Genomic DNA, 16,971 nt, shown 5'->3' on the forward strand with positions numbered 1-16,971 from the left:
CTCCCCTGTCTGTTCCTAAAGTATAAGCCACTACTGTCATTCTAACTTATAATTACCCTAAAGAACCATTCATCAAAAGTATATCCGCCTCCCTTTTCGGGAATATTTAAAAAAACGTGTAGATTCCTTTTTATAGTGGGAAGGTTATAATAAGAAAAGATGGATAGTATGTCCGCCAAAGGAAAGGAATGGAATGGCCCATGAAACAAACGACCGGCTGGATGATTTTAAGGTTTGTCATCGTTATAATAGCCGCTTTCGCCCTCGCATGGGCGATTGGCAAGATTTTTTCCTATACGTATCCGTTCTGGATCGCTGCTTTTTTCGCTTGGATGCTTATGCCGCTTACGAGATGGCTTCATTATAAACTGCGACTGCCAAATGGGATAGCTGCCCTTGTCGGGCTCCTTCTTACTTTAAGTATCGTTGGAGGCATTATTACCGGACTGATCTTTCTTTCAATTGAAATATTCAATGTGATCGCTGAGAAGGGTCCCACATGGATGGAGAATACCTTTCAGCAGATGCAAAATTTTTACAATGAAAACATCCTTCCCTTTTGGGAAAGAGCCACCGGAGCCGCTTCCGGCATTGGCGGTCAGTCTTCTGTAGATCAGGGGATAGCCCAGCTCGGGAGCCAGCTCGGCTCTGGCCTTGGCTCGGTCGCCCAAACCATCGCCGACGCTTTGACCCAATTAATTTTAGGTATCCCTACGCTTTTGATTGTCCTGTTATTTATCATACTCGCTATTTATTTTATTGGAAAAGACTGGAATCGATACGCCGGGAAAATGAAATTGGCCCTGCCTCCCTTTGTTATTGAGCGGTTGAAAGCTTTTTATCAGGCCATGTGGGCGAGAGTGTTCGGCTACATCCGGGCACAGCTGATCCTTATGCTTGTGACGGGCGTTATTGTGCTAATCGGCCTTCTTATCATGAGAGTCGAAGGAGCTTACTGGCTTGCGGCCATCGTTGGTGTCGCTGAATTTCTTCCTTATTTGGGCACCGGCACTATTTTAATTCCTTGGGGAGTGTATCTGATTCTGACGGGCAATTTCGGTCTTGGGCTCGGTCTATTGATCCTTTACACCATTACAATGATTGTCCGGCAGATTATCGAGCCAAAAGTGCTCTCTTCGAGCATGAATCTGAATCCGCTCGCCGTGCTGATTTCCCTGTTTGCCGGCCTGCAAATGTTTGGAGCTGTTGGTCTGCTGGCGGGGCCTGCCATTTTGGTTCTATTTATTATTCTTTGGGATATTGGTGTTGCGAAAGATATCTCCCGCTTTATCCGATACGGCTTTGATAAATAAAGCGTCCTTCACCACGGAAAAGACGCCTGGCACCTTTTGGAACGACAACGGTTTCTTTTCCGTAACTTCTGTTATGATTACCCCCAATTAGGGAACGGAGTACTATACTTATTATTTTGATTCAGAAAGGGTGTCAACATTGGATTCAACAACCGTTCATTCATCTAATGAAGAAGAAATACTGGCCGCCTGGCAAAAGGCCGATGATGCTTTCGCTCCCTGGGCTTCTCTGCCTATAGAGAAACGGCTGAGCTACATACAGCTGCTTCGTTTTACTATTAGCGAGCTTCGCGAAGAGATTGCTGACATTATCTCCTCCGCTACAGGAAAACCACCTATTGAAGCCATGGGTTCTGAAGTCATTCCAGTGCTTGAAGCACTGCGCCACATTGAAAAAGAAGCTCCCGGCCTTTTCAACCGTGAGCGGGTCAGAACCCCAATGATTTTCATGGGTAAAAATTCATCAATTATCCGGAAGCCCCGAGGAAAAATTGCTATTATCTCTCCATGGAATTTTCCGTTTCAGCTTTCTCTTATCCCTGTTGTCGAAGCTCTGACCGCAGGAAACTGCGTGCTTTTAAAGCCTTCCGCAGAAACGCCGCTTGCGAGCCTTCTTCTTGAAAAAATCTCGGGGCTTTTTCCTGAGGGAGTTTTTCAAGTCCTTCACGGCGGAGCTGAAACTGGACGCTTAATGATTGAGCAGCAGCCGGACTACATTCATTTCACGGGCTCGGTCGCGACAGGAAAGGTTATCCAGAAGCAGGCCGCCGAGCATTTGATCCCTACCACCCTCGAACTGGGCGGAAAGGATGCTATGGTCGTTCATGAGGATGCAAACGTGGAACGGGCGGCGAATGCTGCTTCCTGGGGGGCTTTCATGAACAGTGGCCAGGTCTGTCTATCTGTCGAGCGCGTGATAGTGCACGAAGAGGTTCAGGAGGAATTTTTGAACAGTGTACGTAGTACCATCGCCGGTCTGCGCCGGGATGGCGACAAGGAGTATGAAATCGGTCGGATGACGACAAAAAAGCAGTGGGATATTGTCTACAGCCAGGTCCAGGAAGCACTTGACCAGGGGGCCAAACAAATAGCCGGGAAACCTCCGGAACAGTGGGACGACCAAACCCTGACAATCGAACCGGTTGTTTTGACTGGAGTAACCGGAGAAATGCGGGTATGGAAGGAAGAGACTTTCGGTCCTGTATTTTCAGTACGGACCTATTCTACAATAGACGAGGCGCTCGAGCTGTTCAACGATACCGTTTACGGTCTGAGCGGATCCATTTTCACTTCCGATCAGGAGCTTGCGGCAAACTTCACTGCAAAGGTCCGCACGGGCAACTTCATGATCAATGATGTAATATCCCACGCTGCCAATCACTACCTTCCTTATGGAGGCACGAAACAGAGCGGCATTGGATCCTACCACTCCACCGCAGGCATGCGTTCATTCAGTATTGAAACGTCCGTTATGAGTGCAAGAGGGAGTATGAACAGCGAAATTTTATGGTATCCTTATGAAGGAAAGTTCGAATCACTTTCGCAGATCATCGACTATTACTATGGCAGAAACCGTAACTGGAAATCATTTTTGCAAACGTTTATGGGCCTCACACGCCAGCCGTAATGCTGATGTTTTCCGCCTGCCTTTAGGAGCATGAAAAATGGGAAGTTCATCAAAATGGAGAGCATTCACCCCGAAAAAGCTGTGGGACCGTGTTAAGCAGACACTTCAGCCTGCTTCCGCGAATGGGGAAAAATCAAACAGTAGACTGGACCGGCGGCGGCAGCACAAAGAGCGTCAAAAGGACACACGCCTGTATAAAACATCGCTTTATGCGTTTTATACAATGTGTGTACTGCTGATGCTTATGCCCTTTGTTTATTTTCTACCGTGGCCATCCATTGCCACCTGGCTGGTCGTGCTGATTCTGCTTACGCTCGGAACAACAACAACCCTCGCTGCAATCACAATAAAAAAGCAGTCACATCACGTGCCGCTTTTATACATGTGGTTTATTCTGCTCATGTCTGCATTATTATTAATTATCTACCTGGGCATACTTATTTATTTTCGTTTTTTTCTGCTTTAATCGCCCCGGTCTACTTTTTAAGGTATGGATCGAGTGTTTTATCCTGAAGTGGTTTGTACTGCATCTCGTAGGTTGCTTCGGGCACTGGAAGGAGGCCGGCTTGTTCGGCCTCCTTTGCTGTTTTTGCCGTGTATACTACCGGAATGCCGCTCCAATTGATGGCAGCTTCACACATTGGGCACGGCTCACCGCTCGTATACAGCTCGCAGTCACTTAAATCCGTAGTTTCTAAGAGCCGCGAAGCGGTCCTTATTGCTTCGAGCTCAGCATGAGTCGTCGGATCGAAGGTTTTAAACGTTTTGTTCCCTTCCTCTGCCACTATTTCCCCGTTCCGGACAATGACACACCCAAAAGGATCCCCTTCTCCTTCTTTTTTTACCCTCTGGGCCAGCTGGACCGCCCGCTTCATTAAAGACTCATTGTACATAACCGTGCCCCCTATACTTTAGACTGGTATTCATTTACGAAGGCGCTGTAAAGATGCTGCGAATACTCCAGATCTTCTCCGTGACAGATTGATAATTTTCCAGGAGCCACTTTCTGTATAGTTTTCGTGCTTCGCATCGCCCGGTCCATATTAGCAGTAAACTGTTTCATTGGAGGGCCTATACGTCCATTTTTAGAAGTAATCATGTCGCCAGTGATCAGCACATCATCTTTTTTATGATAATAAGCGGTATGACCCGGCGAGTGCCCCGGCGTAAAATATGGATCAATTCCCATCATGGAATGAAAAACGCCACGGCTGTCCCCCGGCAGCTGCTTTACAGAAAATCCTTTTGTATAATCGGTCGGTTTTTTACGGTTAGGATAAGGTTTTTCCCCCGTTATGTAAGGAATCTCGAGCCCATGAATATAAACAGGTGCATTTACTTTATCCTGAATATAAGCGAGTCCGCCTACATGATCCGGATGACCGTGGGTTAATAAAATCATCTGAACCCGTCCAAAACGCGCTGCTTCTTTTAAAATTCTCGGCGCCATTGGCCGGATGCCCGTATCGATAATGATTGATCCGTTCTCATGCTTCACGACCCAGGCGCTGATGGTAATACCTACTTTCATGTGCACCTTAATAATATTTTCACTCACCTGGCTTACTTTCACCATCTGCGATCCACTCCTTTCTTCCTTTTCCCTTCCCTTCCTGCTTCCGATTAACGCTTTATTTTTTCGGGAAAGAGAATAACGCTGATCTAAATCTAATCATCTGTTTACAGTGTACACAATATTGTATATAAAATTCTACCGCGAAAGGATGTTATTTATGCTCTCCCCCTGCCCTAACAGTCCAAATTGCGTTTCCACCATGAGCTCCCCTGAAGATAAACGTCATTACATGGAGCCCATCCAGTATTCAGGCAGCCCGGAAACAGCGAAAAGCACTATTCGACATATCATTCAGCAGCAGAAGTATGCGGAAATTGTTCATGAGGATGATAACTATATTTCGGCTGTATTCACGACCCCGGTACTTAAATTCAAGGATGACGTCGTATTTTATTTCGGAAATCATGGGCACGTCCATTTCCGTTCGGCTTCAAGGCTCGGCAAAGGTGATATGGGTAAAAATAAAAATAGAATGAAAGAAATTACTGCCCGGTTTTATGACCAAAATAATGAATAATAAATAAGAAAAATTTCTTGTTTTTATTGAATTCCTCCCCCTTTTATAGTAAAGTCGGGTTTGTTGATATTGATAATCTTTTTCAATTAGGGGGATATACATATGAATAAAAAGACTTTTTTAACATTTTTAACGATACCCGCTTTATCGCTTTCACTTGCTGCATGCAGCTCTTCAGACGACAGCAGCGGCTCGGAGGAATCCGGCAGCAATGAGGAATCTTCTGAAAACAGCGAATCTGTGACGGTAACAGATGGGTATGACAACGAAGTAACACTCGAGGAAACACCAGAAGATGTAGTCGCCCTTGAATGGGTGTATGCAGAAGACTTGCTCGCTCTGGGTATGCAGCCTGCCGGTATTGCTGACCTGGACGGCTATAACGATTATTTATCCGATATCGAGCCCGCTCCTTCCGGAGATGTGCAGGACGTTGGGACGAGACAGGAGCCAAGCCTCGAGCGCATTGCCGAACTTGAACCCGATTTGATTATCACTGCCGGCTACCGTCATGAAGATATCAAAGAAGAGCTTGAAGAAATTGCACCGACGCTGATGTATAATCCATATCCTCCAGAAGGAGAAGGCAATCAGTACGAGGAGATGGAATCAACCTTTGAGAGCATCGCCACAGCTGTTGGAGAGGAAGACCAGGCGGAGCAGGTATTAAATGATCTGGACAGCACCTACGACGACCTGTCAACAGAAATTGAAGACGCTGGCCAGGATAATGAAGAAGTACTGCTTTCCCTTTCTTATCTGGCAAATGAAAATGTTACTTTCCGTCTGTTTGCCGACAATTCGCTTGCCGCCCAGACGATGGACCAGATTGGTGTCGAGAATGCCTATGAGGCTGAACAGTTTGAAGAATACGGCTATACCGAAACAGGCGTCGACGCTCTCGAGGATTATCAGGACCAGACGTTTATAGATATCCCCACACCGGAAGGCGATCGTGATAATATTGAAGAAACGCTGAATAATAATGAAGTATGGAACAGCCTTTCTTTCGTCGAAAACGATGATGTTCACCGTCTTCCGAGCTCTACATGGCCTTATGGCGGTCCGCTTTCATCCGAAGTATTCGCTGAAGAGGTTGCAGACGCTTTAACAAATGAGGAGTAATTATGAATTCGCCTTTCATTTCAAGAGCTGTTCTGCTGTATACTAGCGGAGCAGCTCTTCTCTTGCTGCTAGTATATCTTCACCTTGTGCAGAGCACCGGTACTTTTTCAGTTCGTTTCTGGTGGGATCTCCTTCAGAATACCGAATCTACAGAAAGCAGTATTTTCCGGACTGTGTATCTGCCGCGGATCGTTATCGGCATACTTTCTGGTATAGCTTTAGCTGCTTCCGGTGTTATTTTTCAAACTATCACAAAAAATCCTCTGGCAGCGCCGAGTACCTTAGGCGTCCATGCGGGAGCCTATTTCTTTATCGTTGCTTTTGCTACAATACTGCCGGACTGGCTGGGCCTAAGCGGATTCATTGCTGCGTTTGTCGGCGGGTGTTTGGCAGCATTGATGGTGTTTACGATGGCCGGCGGACTTGAAGCTACACCGGTCCGGATGGCATTGGCCGGGCTTGTGCTTTCTATCGCCTTTTCGTCATTTACCGCTGTTCTGCAAATATTTTTTGAAGTGCAGACAGCCGGCTTGTTCTTGTGGGGAAATGGCACTCTTGTGCAGCAGGATTGGAGCGGAGTCCGCTTTGTGTTTCCTGTACTGATTGTGCTTTTATTTCTGGTGTTCTTTTACGCTCCCCGCCTCGATATCCTGCTTCTCGGTAAAAACCAGGCGGCTACACTTGGAGAAAACGTACGGGCTACGCAGGCATTGATGTTTTTTCTTGCCGTAGGTCTTACTGCCATCGTCGTAAGTGTTGTTGGACCCATAGGATTTATCGGCCTGGTAGCTCCTCATTTGACACGATTGATGGGCTATCAGCTTCATTCCAATCTTCTGTTTGGTTCCATGCTTTGGGGAGCCGTGCTCCTCATCGGGGCCGACGTGCTTGGAAGAGCGGTTGACCCTTCCCTCAGTGAGCTCCCTGTTGGTGCTGTTACCTCGATAGTCGGCGCTCCGTTTCTTGTGTGGCTGATTTTAAAGCACCGGGGCTCTTTTTTCGGCACAGAGCAGCAAAGTGCTATTGGGGGCGGGCGTAAAAGGCGGGAGCTGAAATACCCTGTCGTTTTAACAGGTGCTGTAACATTTACCGCCCTCGTTTTTTATGCGGGATTAGCCAGTGGCTCCACAGGCTTCAGCTTTGTGGACACCTGGCAGGCACTCTTCACAGAGGAAGGCAGCGGCCAGCGGTTCATCATATTCGACTTAAGGCTCGGAAGGCTTTTAACGGCGCTTACAGCTGGCATGCTGCTTGCACTAAGCGGCATGCTGTATCAGGGTATTCTGCGCAATCCCCTCGCAGATCCTTCAGTGCTCGGGGTGACTTCAGGAGCAGGCGCGGGTGCTCTGTTTGTGCTTTTTCTTTTCAGGGACATTCCAACTGCCTTTATTCCGATTGGCGCTATTGCCGGGGCTTTCGCAGCGGTAGGTGTGATTTTGTTTTTCTCCTGGAAAACTAAATTTCACCCCGCTGTACTGGCGCTTCTCGGTATCGCCCTGTCTGCTGTGGGCGGCGCCCTGTCACAAATTATGATAACCCGTTTTAATTTAAACGCTGCCGCTGCTTTAACATGGCTGTCCGGCAGTACGTATGCGACTGGCTACGAAGAGCTTCAGCAGTTTCTGCTGCTCCCGCTTGCCGTAAGTATACCGCTTGCCTGGTATTTAGCGCCTTCCCTAAATGTGCTTGCGCTCGGGGACCAGACAGCGATCGCTCTTGGAGAACGTTTAACCTTTGCCCGCTGGACCGCTGTACTGCTTGCCACCTTCTGTGCCGCCATGGCAGTAGCTGCCGTTGGCACGATTGGCTTCATCGGACTTGTAGCGCCTCACTTAGCCCGTATGCTTGTCGGGCAGGATTACATGCGCATTTTTCCTGTAGCTTTGTTTATCGGCGGCTCTCTTCTTGTGTTTTCCGATACGATCGGACGCACCGTGCTCGCCCCTGATGAAATCCCATCGGGACTCGTGGCTGCTGTGATCGGTACCCCGTTCTTTTTATGGCTGATGCACAGAAGCTCTAAATCGTAATAATCATGCAGAAAGAAAGCCAAGAACCCGCGGAAGGGGTTCTTGGCTTTACTTGTTTTTAATTCGTCTGTGATAAGTCCGTGGCAGAAGCAGGGGTGCGCTCGATTAAATCATACGTCATGCAAAGGGGTTTGCCGCTCTTTGGATCGGTTACCACATGGGCATCAATGCCAAATACCTGCCTGAGTACATTTTTACAAATAACGTCATTAGGGCAGCCAATACACTGTACTTCTCCGCTGCACATGGCAATTAAATGATCGGAAAAGCGGGCAGCATGATTTAAATCATGAAGCACCATTACAATCGTTCGGCTTTCTTTCTCATTCAGCTTTTGAAGCAGTTCAAGAACTTCAAGCTGATGGGCCATATCCAGGTAAGTAGTCGGCTCATCGAGCAGCAGCAGGTCCGTATCCTGGGCAAGGGCCATTGCGATCCAGGCCCGCTGGCGCTGTCCGCCTGACAGGGAATCTAGCGTGCGACCCGCAAATTCTAAAACTCCCGTGTCTTTCATGGCGCCCTGAATAGCCTCGTGGTCCTCTGAAGTTAATTTCCGGGTACGCTTGCGATGCGGATGCCGGCCGAATGATACCAGCTGTTCCACTGTCAACGTAAGCGGAATATCCGGAGTCTGAGCAAGCATTGCCATGTTTTTGGCCACATCTTTTGTTTTCATTTCATGAATGGATTTGCCGTCTAAGTACACGCCGCCTTCTTCAGGGGTCAGTATACGGGACAGGGATTTCAGGATCGTGGATTTCCCACAGCCGTTTGGCCCGATAATAGAAGTAATTTTTCCTTCAGGTATGTCAACGCTGATATTTTTCAGGACTTGTTTATTTTCGTAAGAAACGTCTACTTGCTCTGCTTGAAGTCTTGCCACCGTCGCAAGCCCCTTTCTTTTCTGCAATCTTAATCTTATTCCAGGCCGTTTATAAAATTGATAATGATTTTCATTTAAAATTATAACGATTTTGAGTTAAAATAGCAAACAGATGCACAAATTTATTATGGAGGCGGATGCTGCTATGACTCTTCGTGAACTTGATCATAAGTTGGACATGTTAAAATCAGATTATGTACGCATACAGGGAGATTTGGAAAAACTTGAATCTTTCGGAGGCAACACAGACGGCATTATGCGCGAGCTCGACATTCTTGAAAAGGAAATGCACGAGATTAATACACAAATTAGGGAATACAATAAATAAGCGGGCCGCGACTGGCCCGCTTTTCTTTTATCTCGAATTATTTATCTAAATATCTTCTTGCACCCGCATACTCATCTGCATACCCGGAATCTTCCAGATTTACGATTTCAACTGCGCTCCGGGAATTCGGCGAATGAATCATGTCACCACCGCCGATGTACATACTGACGTGGTGGACCCGTCCTTCCCCATTATCATAGGCGAAAAACAAAAGATCCCCCGGCTCCAGATCTTCTTTAGCTACTCGATGACCTTGCTCTGCCTGTACACTGGAATCTCTCGGAATTTCTATGCCATTAGCGGCAAAAATAGTATGTGTGAACCCTGAACAGTCAAATCCAAACCCTGACATCCCTGCCCATAGGTATGGAAGGCCGAGAAACTGTTTTCCGTCTGCAATAATATCCTCCGCCCCAGGGGATGGAATATCTTCCTCGCTATCATATATTTCAATATCTGATGCATCAACCCACTTATTTCCGTCCGAAGGGGTAGCTACCAAGACTTCTCCCTGATGCTCCTTTACAACCGGTAAACGGGTGTTATAGCTCAGGTCTTTGTAATTTTTTCTCCCCTTTTTATCATAAGTTAATTCTGCGGTCGGAGAAGTAATGAGAGCAAATGGTTCATCTTCTAATTTTTCCATCCGATTACTCTCGGTTATTTGTTCTTCCGGGACCCACCCGGGATAACCCAATTCATTTCTTGGAGTCTCCTGGCCTTCCGCTGCTACTTTTACCCATCCATTCTTTTTTTCAAGAACGTGCACCTTTGAGCCAAACAACGCCTGGCTTTCCAGATTCCCAACGAGCCAGAGCTTTTCATCTACGCTCATCGACGCTGTCCATTCATTCAGGCTGGCCGGGTTGGAGGCTGAGGGAAGATCAATTTCCCGGAGAATATCCGGCTCCGTCCACATCGTCATTGCACTCACCTCTGTATAAGCCGTCTCATTCACTTCTGCTGCACTCGCAGAGCCGGCCGTGAATGCTGCTCCTATAACTGCAATCATAACAGTTGAAATCCAGTGACCTCTCTTCATCGCAGTTCCCCCTTTTCATATTTGATATGCGCCCTCTGCGCGGGATTCATTGCTTGTACCTGATGCCCTTCAAAAGATACGGCAGTAACAGTGTTTTCCTGCAGCCATTTTGGGGCGTCCAAATCCACCATCTTAATATTAGGATGGGCAAGCGCCAGCTCAGCTGCCGGCGAAACGCTTATTGTCGATTCCATCATGCTTCCCATCATGCACGGAACACCCGACGCTTCTGCAATATCAGCAATTTTCCACGCCTCCAGCAGCCCCCCGCATTTCATGAGTTTAATATTAATCATGTCGCAGGCACGCTGTTCGATGAGCCTGCTGGCATCTGTATACGTTTTACAGCTTTCATCCGCCATAATAGGCATTCTGGTAGATTCTGTGACTTTTTTTAAACCGGCCCAGTCATCGGCTGCTACGGGCTGTTCTATAAACTGTACCGGGATGTGTTCTTTTTCAAGCTGCTGAATAAATGCTATTGCTTCTTTAGAAGTCCACCCCTGGTTGGCATCAATTCTCAACATGACGCCTTGGGGAAGCACTTCAGTGATGGCGCGGATTCTTTGATGATCTTTTTTGATATCATCTCCGACTTTCATTTTCAAATAGAGGTAACCTTCGTTTATATATTGTTCTGCTGTATTTTTCATTTGTGCTGGTTCTTCCATACTGATCGTCATATCATTTTCAAATACAGTCGGTGTTCCTCCCAGCCACTGCAGGAGACTGCAGTGGCGCTTTTGAACAAATGCATCTATAACAGCCATTTCCACTGCTGCTTTGGCACTGGGGTTCCCGTAGCAGCTCTGCTTAATTCTCCGTACATTTTCCTGCAGAGCTTCGTTTTCTGCTCCTGCAAGTGCCTCTGCAGCCGGACCGTTAATAACTGTTTCGATGCTTGAAGGAGATTCTCCCGTCACAGCAAGAGCTGGAGCTGCTCCCCCTTTCCCTATAGTACCGTCAGTCAGTATTACACTTACTTCAACATTTTCAATGCTTGTAACTGTCCTTATGGACGTAACAAACGGTCGATTCAAAGGAATGATTTTTCTTTTCGTTTTAAGAGAAGCTATTTCCATTCAACATCCCGCCTCTTAAATTCTTGATAAGATTTCCGCTACCGCGACACCGACGACTGTGCCCATAAATGAGCCAATTAATGCCATCATTACGCCTATTGGGACCAGAGTACGGCTGAAGGCTCCTGCAAGCACCGGAGCAGAGGCCATACCTCCAATATTGGCTAGACTTGCGATGCCGAGGGTAAAAAGGTCAAGCCGGAACAGTTTTGCTAAAAGCAGCATAATAGCTCCGTGGAAAAATAAAATCATAAATCCGGAGATAATATACGCTGGAACTTCAGCAATATTTGAAAAATCTGCGTTGGAAGCAATTAGAGCTATGATCGTGTAAAGCATCAAATAGCCTATATCCATTGTCCCCGTTAACCTGGCAACCGGCGTTACAGCAAGACCCAGACCCAAAACGGTAACAATTAATATCGTCCACGTTGTTGCATTCACAGCATTACCAGCTTCAGGAAGCGTATTTCCTACTGCAATGGCAAGCGAAGCTACCAGCATAGAAAATCCTAAGCAGACAATAATTTCTACGTATGTTAGAGGTTTTGTTTCTTTTTCCTCAAGAGACAAATTATACTGCATCTGATCAATGCTTTCTGTTTTCGCTTTTGTAAACCGGTTGAATGCGAATTGGAAAGGAACAAGCCAAAATAAAAGCATTACCCAAAACGAATAGTTTACTGTATCCATAATTAAAGCATAGCCAAATAAATTCTCAGGGACTTCAAGAATCCCCTGCAGCGCTACAAGATTTGCTGAACCTCCCGTCCATGAACCAGCCAGGGCTGCAAAAGCCTTCCACGTTTCCGTGTCTAAAAAACCCTGCATAATATAATATGTAACCGTAAAACCGCCAACTATACTAATCACAGCTACAACGTAGCTAAGCAGCATTTTTGGCCCCAGTTTGATAATCTGCAGAATGTTACAGTTTAATAAAAATAGAAATATCATTGCCGGCAGTAGAAGAGAACGTATGCCTGAATTTAACTCCCCGAGAGCCTCGGAGCCACTGAATACCCCAAAGGTGTTTAACAGAGCGGCAACGATGTAGATGAGCACCACTGTAGGTACGTACTTAAAAAATTTACTTTTTGTCACTTTTTCCGTACCTACGAGAAGTGCAACCATCGCAATCAAAACACTAATGTAAAGAGCTCCGTTTTCTATCATGCTGAATAACCTCCTTTAGATTGTTAAATATAAATAAACCCAGCAAAGAGAAAAGATCTCTTTGCTGGGTTTTATCCGGTAAGATAAAGCAGCACTGCTTACATATCAGCCTTTATTTGCTTATACTTTAAGCTGGCGTTGCGCAGGGCAACAATCATCGCTTTCTGGGACGAGCCGTGATAACGTTTTTGAATAATTTCTACAAGATGCTCACTTTCCTGAATCGAAGCTCCTGCGAATATTTCTTTTACAAACCGGGCTGTTAAAGAAAGAATAGCAGAACATTCTGCCTCCAGGATTTCATCCGTTAGAGTATCCACTACAAATCCAATAAAAAATACCTGATATTGTTCAGTGATCGGGTTATTCGAAGGAGATTTAGCCTCTCCCACAATGTAAATAGTATTCTTGTTGTACAAATGTTTTTCACCACCTGATTGCTAAAAGAAGAACGCTTTGGGTAAAGGTTCCTTTTACCAGAGGAGTAATATGTTTGAAAATTATGATATCGTACTTTTCTAAATTACGCAATTCTTATTTTTATTTATCCTTCGCTTTTGAACTTTCAGTCAGTTTCCTAATGCTGAAAAAGGGAAAGACATAGTAGAGAAAGATACGAAGATTTAGGAGGAGTAGTATGTCCCAAGTTGAAAATATTTTATTTAACCAACAGCATATAAGCAACCACATTTTTAAAAACAAGCTGATTGTCGCTCCGATGACACGGATTAGCGCAGATGACGATGGTACGCCGAATGACCGGATGCGCAGATACTATGAGCGTTATGCTCTTGGCGGTTTTTCCGCTGTTATTTCGGAGGGAATTTACACCGATGAAATCTACAGCCAGGGATACGCCAATCAGCCCGGACTCGCCAATGAACATCATCAGGAAGGATGGAAGCCGATTACTCAAGCAGTCAAAGAGCATGGAAGCAAAATGATTGCCCAGCTCATGCATGCCGGCGCTCAGTCCCAGTATAATCAATACACAAGCGAGACTGCTTCCGCTTCTCCCGTACAGCCTCCCGCTGAAAAAGTATCTTCCTACGGCGGACAGGGGGCTTTCCCCGTCCCGAAGGCCATGGATGAAAATGATATGGACACCGCTAAGCAGGGATTTGTGGAGGCAGCCCTCCGTGCCGCAGAAGCAGGATTTGACGGTGTAGAGCTTCACGGGGCGAATGGCTATCTGCTTGATCAGTTTCTTTCTGAATCCACTAATAAACGTACAGACCAGTACGGCGGTCCTGTAGAAAATCGCGTACGCTTTCTTAATGAAGTCGTCGAAGCCGTTCGCGAAGCCATAGGGCCGGTTCCTATTCTTGGCATCCGTATTTCGCAGGCCAAAGTTACGGATGGGTCTTACCGCTGGCCGGGAGGGGAAGCAGACGCCACAGTCATATTCTCCGAGCTCGGGAAGACGCCACTCGATTATATTCATACTACAGACGGCGACGGCCTCGGCGAGGGCTTTGGAAATGACACCTTAAGCATGGCCCAGGCGGCTAAAGAATACAGTGGCCTACCCGTCGTTGCCAATGGGAATCTTGGAGATCCCGAAAAATCCTCCCATGCTATCAATGAAAATGCTGCTGATTTTGTTTCTCTCGGCAGAACTGCCCTGGCTAATCCCGACGCTCCCCACCGCATTCTCCATGGTCAGTCGATGAACAGCTTCGATCCTACTCTTATTATGCAGCCGCTTGCTAATGTGAAAGAAGCAGAGCTTGAACAAAACATCTTCAAAGAATAAAAAAAGGAGGGGCCGGATTGGCCTCTCCTATTGTGCAGGGGTTGCGGAAACGAGAAACCGTATTTTTTTCTCCCCTAACTTAATTTTCACAGGCGTTTCCGTATAAACCTCCCCGTCCGTGTCTGCCTGTTTTACTGGATCTGTAGTCAACTCAATATCTCTGCCAAGCACGTGCTCAATAGGACTGTTTTCATTATCAATTTCCTTAGTCCCCATTGTTGCAAAAAATTCTCTCATCAGGCTGTTGCCGCCTTCCGGGATAATGAAGATTTCGAACTGCTCATCCTGCATCGTGGTGTCTCCTACCGGCACCTGGTTTGTACCGATGGAGTGGCCATTCATGATCAGAATCATTACCGCTTCCCCAGTATAGTTTTCTCCGTCAATTTTCATTTGATAAGAAAAAACTTCCGGATTCTGAACAGTTTGCAGTGTACTGATGAAATAGCTTAACTTTCCGATAGCACCTTTTAAGTTTTCATCAATGTTTTCCGACGTTTCCACAATTAAACCTATACCGTAAAAATTAGCAAAGAAACGCTCATTCATGGAGCCTATATCAATTTCTTTCGTATTCTTTTCGAGCATATCTGTCATAGCCTTTTTTGGGTTCTGTGCCAAACCGAGAGACCTGGAGAAATCATTACAGGTGCCGTACGGGAGCACGCCTACATCAGGGGCATATGGTGACTCCATCAGCCCGTTGATGCTTTCATGAATTGTCCCATCACCGCCGGCAATAAATACCGCCTCTACCTGTTCATCTATCGAAGCGCATGTTTCACGCACATCGTCTTTGGATTGTGTCTGCCTGATAACAAGCTCCACAATGGAAGTTCCCCATACCTGGATAAATGTATTTAACTGCTTTTGTTTTTCATTAACGTCTTTGTTTCCGTTAATAATAAGTAAAGCTTTTTGATACATATGAACGTCTCCCCTATCCTGTCAAATACACGGCTTCTTATTTAGAAGACGCTAACCGTATATTCCCATTTCCAGAGAGAAAAAAACAAGGGAGATGCTTTCTATTTGCAGTGCAGAATCATCCGTCTGGTGCCAGTATATAAATTAGACCAATACATGCGCTCTGCTTCGGGCGGGCAGGGTTGGCGTCTCCATACCGATTTCATGCTTGCGCTTTCCGTATATGTCAAAACATGCACTTCCTTCGGGTTTTTTCCGGTAAGCCAGGCCCCTCCTTTTTCGAGAGAAATAAACTGTGCTCCCCGCAGCGTTTTTATGTTCCGGTAAGCCTTCAGGCATTCATCCATCAGGGCTGCATACAGCACAACTTTTTGCGACTCCTGTTCCGGCGAGGAAATACCGATTTTTTTCCAATGTTTTTTCACACATTTTACTACATCCAGCTGACTCTCAATCTTTGCTCCAGTTAATTCTTTCATTACATTCTGAATAATAGAAATAAATAAATCATTAATTTCAGGCGTTATTCTTTTCGCATGATGCTGTTTTTTCATCTCTATACCGCTCCTTCGTTAATCACATTTTTGAAGCATCGGGCACTTTGCACACACTTCGTCACTGTTACTCAATGCTTTATAAATAGAACACCAGGATCTTTTCGCATAACAAATAGGTACATTTTGATTTTTGGCCCGTTCCTTTAACTTGGCGGAAACATTGTGATTGATGAAATCAGTAAGCACAAGCACCAGATCAATATTTGGCGGAATTTCCTTTTGCACCATTTTTACTTTTCGCCCGCTGACATGCTTGATGTCCTGAAAGCCTAATTCTTTTAACCGGTCGGGAATGGCTCCCAGTCTGTCTGCTCCAATGATCATCAATCCGTCCATGTTTATCCTCCTATTTGAAAATAATTCTCATTTGTTATGTATAGTTTATTGAAAACGATTCTCAATGTCAATGTTTATTCCTGAGCCCGAAGTTTTTATTCTGTCTTTATGTGGAATATACTTGAGAGAGTATGCCGCCAGTCAGTCAAAAAGGGAGGTACTTGTATGAAAAGCCGCGAAGAAGTTCATATAGAAACATTTACCGTGGGAGATAACGGTACAATACCTAATCATCCTAGTTTTCCTGTGCTCGTTTATGAACAGACTGTCACCGGCTCTGAGGATGTTAAAGAACTTTTTAATGAAAATAACTGGCTGGGAGCATGGAAAGGAAGTGTCTTTAAATACCATCATTATCACAGTAATTCGCATGAGGTGCTTGGCTGCGTAAGTGGTTCCGCCCTTTTGCATATAGGTGGCGAACAGGGGCGGCAGCTTAATGTAAAACACGGCGACATATTGATTCTTCCCGCTGGATATGGGCATAAGCTCATTGACCAGAGTGAAGACTTTGCAGTTATTGGTGCTTATCCAGGCGGCTCGGATTATGATATGTGTACCGGTGACCCTTCCGAGCGCCCTGAAAAAATTAATAATATTTACCGCGTTCCTCTACCCGATTCCGATCCCGTTTTCGGCTTAGACGGACCACTATTTACTTATTGGAAAAACTTTTCATAAACGAAAGGAAGCTAG

The 16,971-nt window shown here is 45.9% G+C and carries 19 protein-coding genes; 9 read left to right on the forward strand and 10 right to left on the reverse strand.

Annotated elements, in window-relative coordinates:
- Window positions 1-200: 200 nt before the first annotated feature.
- From ytvI to ACTRXF_RS08610, 3 genes are all read left to right on the forward strand, one after another.
- Window positions 201-1,313, forward strand: a complete 1,113-nt coding sequence (gene ytvI / locus ACTRXF_RS08600; protein ID WP_474278681.1) for a sporulation integral membrane protein YtvI — start codon at window positions 201-203, stop codon at window positions 1,311-1,313.
- 139 nt (window positions 1,314-1,452) lie between these two features.
- Window positions 1,453-2,940, forward strand: a complete 1,488-nt coding sequence (locus ACTRXF_RS08605) for an aldehyde dehydrogenase family protein (RefSeq protein ID WP_474278683.1) — start codon at window positions 1,453-1,455, stop codon at window positions 2,938-2,940.
- A 37-nt stretch (window positions 2,941-2,977) separates the two neighbouring features.
- Window positions 2,978-3,406, forward strand: a complete 429-nt coding sequence (locus tag ACTRXF_RS08610) for a hypothetical protein (RefSeq protein ID WP_474278685.1) — start codon at window positions 2,978-2,980, stop codon at window positions 3,404-3,406.
- Between the two features lie 10 nt (window positions 3,407-3,416).
- Here ACTRXF_RS08610 and ACTRXF_RS08615 read toward each other — a convergent pair whose 3' ends face one another.
- Window positions 3,417-3,833, reverse strand: coding sequence for a nucleoside deaminase (locus ACTRXF_RS08615; protein ID WP_474278687.1), 417 nt, complete (start codon window positions 3,831-3,833; stop codon window positions 3,417-3,419).
- A gap of 11 nt (window positions 3,834-3,844) precedes the next feature.
- The gene (locus ACTRXF_RS08620; protein ID WP_474278689.1) at window positions 3,845-4,516 is read right to left on the reverse strand and encodes an MBL fold metallo-hydrolase; all 672 of its coding nucleotides are present in this window, start codon (window positions 4,514-4,516) and stop codon (window positions 3,845-3,847) included.
- A 157-nt stretch (window positions 4,517-4,673) separates the two neighbouring features.
- Between ACTRXF_RS08620 and ACTRXF_RS08625 the strand changes: the two genes are divergently transcribed.
- The 3 genes from ACTRXF_RS08625 to ACTRXF_RS08635 all read left to right on the forward strand — a co-directional run bounded on the left by ACTRXF_RS08625 (window position 4,674) and on the right by ACTRXF_RS08635 (window position 8,188).
- Entirely contained in the window at window positions 4,674-5,033 is a 360-nt protein-coding gene (locus ACTRXF_RS08625; protein ID WP_462864905.1) for a DUF1499 domain-containing protein, read from the forward strand.
- Window positions 5,034-5,135: 102 nt separating this feature from the next.
- Window positions 5,136-6,158 (forward strand): ABC transporter substrate-binding protein, encoded by a 1,023-nt coding sequence (locus tag ACTRXF_RS08630; protein ID WP_474278691.1) that lies wholly within the window; start codon window positions 5,136-5,138, stop codon window positions 6,156-6,158.
- A gap of 2 nt (window positions 6,159-6,160) precedes the next feature.
- On the forward strand, window positions 6,161-8,188 hold the full coding sequence (locus ACTRXF_RS08635; protein ID WP_474278693.1) for an iron ABC transporter permease: 2,028 nt from the start codon (window positions 6,161-6,163) through the stop codon (window positions 8,186-8,188).
- Window positions 8,189-8,246: 58 nt separating this feature from the next.
- On the opposite strand, the gene ACTRXF_RS08640 is transcribed toward ACTRXF_RS08635, so the two are convergent.
- Window positions 8,247-9,071: an ABC transporter ATP-binding protein gene (locus tag ACTRXF_RS08640; protein WP_474263471.1), complete on the reverse strand. Its 825-nt coding sequence runs from the start codon at window positions 9,069-9,071 to the stop codon at window positions 8,247-8,249.
- A 145-nt stretch (window positions 9,072-9,216) separates the two neighbouring features.
- Between ACTRXF_RS08640 and ACTRXF_RS08645 the strand changes: the two genes are divergently transcribed.
- On the forward strand, window positions 9,217-9,399 hold the full coding sequence (locus ACTRXF_RS08645) for an SE1832 family protein (protein ID WP_322526008.1): 183 nt from the start codon (window positions 9,217-9,219) through the stop codon (window positions 9,397-9,399).
- 37 nt (window positions 9,400-9,436) lie between these two features.
- Here the strand turns inward: ACTRXF_RS08645 and ACTRXF_RS08650 are convergent, their stop codons facing one another.
- The 4 genes from ACTRXF_RS08650 to ACTRXF_RS08665 all read right to left on the reverse strand — a co-directional run bounded on the left by ACTRXF_RS08650 (window position 9,437) and on the right by ACTRXF_RS08665 (window position 13,118).
- A complete protein-coding gene (locus ACTRXF_RS08650; protein WP_474278695.1) occupies window positions 9,437-10,441 on the reverse strand; it encodes a C40 family peptidase in 1,005 nt (334 codons plus the stop codon).
- Complete coding sequence (locus tag ACTRXF_RS08655; protein ID WP_474278697.1) at window positions 10,438-11,523, reverse strand: dipeptide epimerase; 1,086 nt, start codon at window positions 11,521-11,523, stop codon at window positions 10,438-10,440. The genes ACTRXF_RS08650 and ACTRXF_RS08655 overlap by 4 nt, the downstream gene beginning before the upstream one ends.
- A gap of 15 nt (window positions 11,524-11,538) precedes the next feature.
- The gene (locus ACTRXF_RS08660) at window positions 11,539-12,699 is read right to left on the reverse strand and encodes a DUF819 family protein (protein WP_474264230.1); all 1,161 of its coding nucleotides are present in this window, start codon (window positions 12,697-12,699) and stop codon (window positions 11,539-11,541) included.
- 98 nt (window positions 12,700-12,797) lie between these two features.
- On the reverse strand, window positions 12,798-13,118 hold the full coding sequence (locus ACTRXF_RS08665; protein WP_091616040.1) for a DUF3870 domain-containing protein: 321 nt from the start codon (window positions 13,116-13,118) through the stop codon (window positions 12,798-12,800).
- Window positions 13,119-13,336: 218 nt separating this feature from the next.
- Between ACTRXF_RS08665 and ACTRXF_RS08670 the strand changes: the two genes are divergently transcribed.
- On the forward strand, window positions 13,337-14,455 hold the full coding sequence (locus ACTRXF_RS08670) for an oxidoreductase (protein ID WP_474278699.1): 1,119 nt from the start codon (window positions 13,337-13,339) through the stop codon (window positions 14,453-14,455).
- Between the two features lie 27 nt (window positions 14,456-14,482).
- On the opposite strand, the gene ACTRXF_RS08675 is transcribed toward ACTRXF_RS08670, so the two are convergent.
- From ACTRXF_RS08675 to ACTRXF_RS08685, 3 genes are all read right to left on the reverse strand, one after another.
- Window positions 14,483-15,382 carry a diacylglycerol/lipid kinase family protein gene (locus ACTRXF_RS08675; protein ID WP_474264226.1) on the reverse strand — a complete coding sequence of 300 codons (900 nt, stop codon included), beginning with the start codon at window positions 15,380-15,382 and terminating at the stop codon, window positions 14,483-14,485.
- A gap of 101 nt (window positions 15,383-15,483) precedes the next feature.
- Entirely contained in the window at window positions 15,484-15,936 is a 453-nt protein-coding gene (locus ACTRXF_RS08680; protein ID WP_474278701.1) for a hypothetical protein, read from the reverse strand.
- A gap of 18 nt (window positions 15,937-15,954) precedes the next feature.
- Window positions 15,955-16,275, reverse strand: coding sequence for a DUF2325 domain-containing protein (locus tag ACTRXF_RS08685; RefSeq protein ID WP_091616031.1), 321 nt, complete (start codon window positions 16,273-16,275; stop codon window positions 15,955-15,957).
- 165 nt (window positions 16,276-16,440) lie between these two features.
- On the opposite strand from ACTRXF_RS08685, the gene ACTRXF_RS08690 reads away from it, so the two are divergent.
- Entirely contained in the window at window positions 16,441-16,956 is a 516-nt protein-coding gene (locus ACTRXF_RS08690) for a cupin domain-containing protein (RefSeq protein ID WP_474278703.1), read from the forward strand.
- The last annotated feature ends 15 nt before the right edge of the window (window positions 16,957-16,971 follow it).

It is taken from the genome of Marinococcus sp. LNHM3E3-2.2 (genome assembly GCF_056034385.1).

Bases quoted from the DNA above. Each gene is read 5' to 3' on its own strand.
- ACTRXF_RS08635 (WP_474278693.1), top strand. From the start codon at position 6,161: ATGAATTCGCCTTTCATTTCAAGAGCTGTTCTGCTGTATACTAGCGGA.
- ACTRXF_RS08680 (WP_474278701.1), bottom strand. From the start codon at position 15,936: ATGAAAAAACAGCATCATGCGAAAAGAATAACGCCTGAAATTAATGAT.
- ACTRXF_RS08675 (WP_474264226.1), bottom strand. From the start codon at position 15,382: ATGTATCAAAAAGCTTTACTTATTATTAACGGAAACAAAGACGTTAAT.
- ACTRXF_RS08645 (WP_322526008.1), top strand. From the start codon at position 9,217: ATGACTCTTCGTGAACTTGATCATAAGTTGGACATGTTAAAATCAGAT.
- ACTRXF_RS08655 (WP_474278697.1), bottom strand. From the start codon at position 11,523: ATGGAAATAGCTTCTCTTAAAACGAAAAGAAAAATCATTCCTTTGAAT.
- ACTRXF_RS08660 (WP_474264230.1), bottom strand. From the start codon at position 12,699: ATGATAGAAAACGGAGCTCTTTACATTAGTGTTTTGATTGCGATGGTT.
- ACTRXF_RS08685 (WP_091616031.1), bottom strand. From the start codon at position 16,275: ATGGACGGATTGATGATCATTGGAGCAGACAGACTGGGAGCCATTCCC.
- ACTRXF_RS08615 (WP_474278687.1), bottom strand. From the start codon at position 3,833: ATGTACAATGAGTCTTTAATGAAGCGGGCGGTCCAGCTGGCCCAGAGG.
- ACTRXF_RS08610 (WP_474278685.1), top strand. From the start codon at position 2,978: ATGGGAAGTTCATCAAAATGGAGAGCATTCACCCCGAAAAAGCTGTGG.
- ACTRXF_RS08670 (WP_474278699.1), top strand. From the start codon at position 13,337: ATGTCCCAAGTTGAAAATATTTTATTTAACCAACAGCATATAAGCAAC.
- ytvI (WP_474278681.1), top strand. From the start codon at position 201: ATGAAACAAACGACCGGCTGGATGATTTTAAGGTTTGTCATCGTTATA.
- ACTRXF_RS08620 (WP_474278689.1), bottom strand. From the start codon at position 4,516: ATGGTGAAAGTAAGCCAGGTGAGTGAAAATATTATTAAGGTGCACATG.
- ACTRXF_RS08630 (WP_474278691.1), top strand. From the start codon at position 5,136: ATGAATAAAAAGACTTTTTTAACATTTTTAACGATACCCGCTTTATCG.
- ACTRXF_RS08690 (WP_474278703.1), top strand. From the start codon at position 16,441: ATGAAAAGCCGCGAAGAAGTTCATATAGAAACATTTACCGTGGGAGAT.
- ACTRXF_RS08650 (WP_474278695.1), bottom strand. From the start codon at position 10,441: ATGAAGAGAGGTCACTGGATTTCAACTGTTATGATTGCAGTTATAGGA.
- ACTRXF_RS08625 (WP_462864905.1), top strand. From the start codon at position 4,674: ATGCTCTCCCCCTGCCCTAACAGTCCAAATTGCGTTTCCACCATGAGC.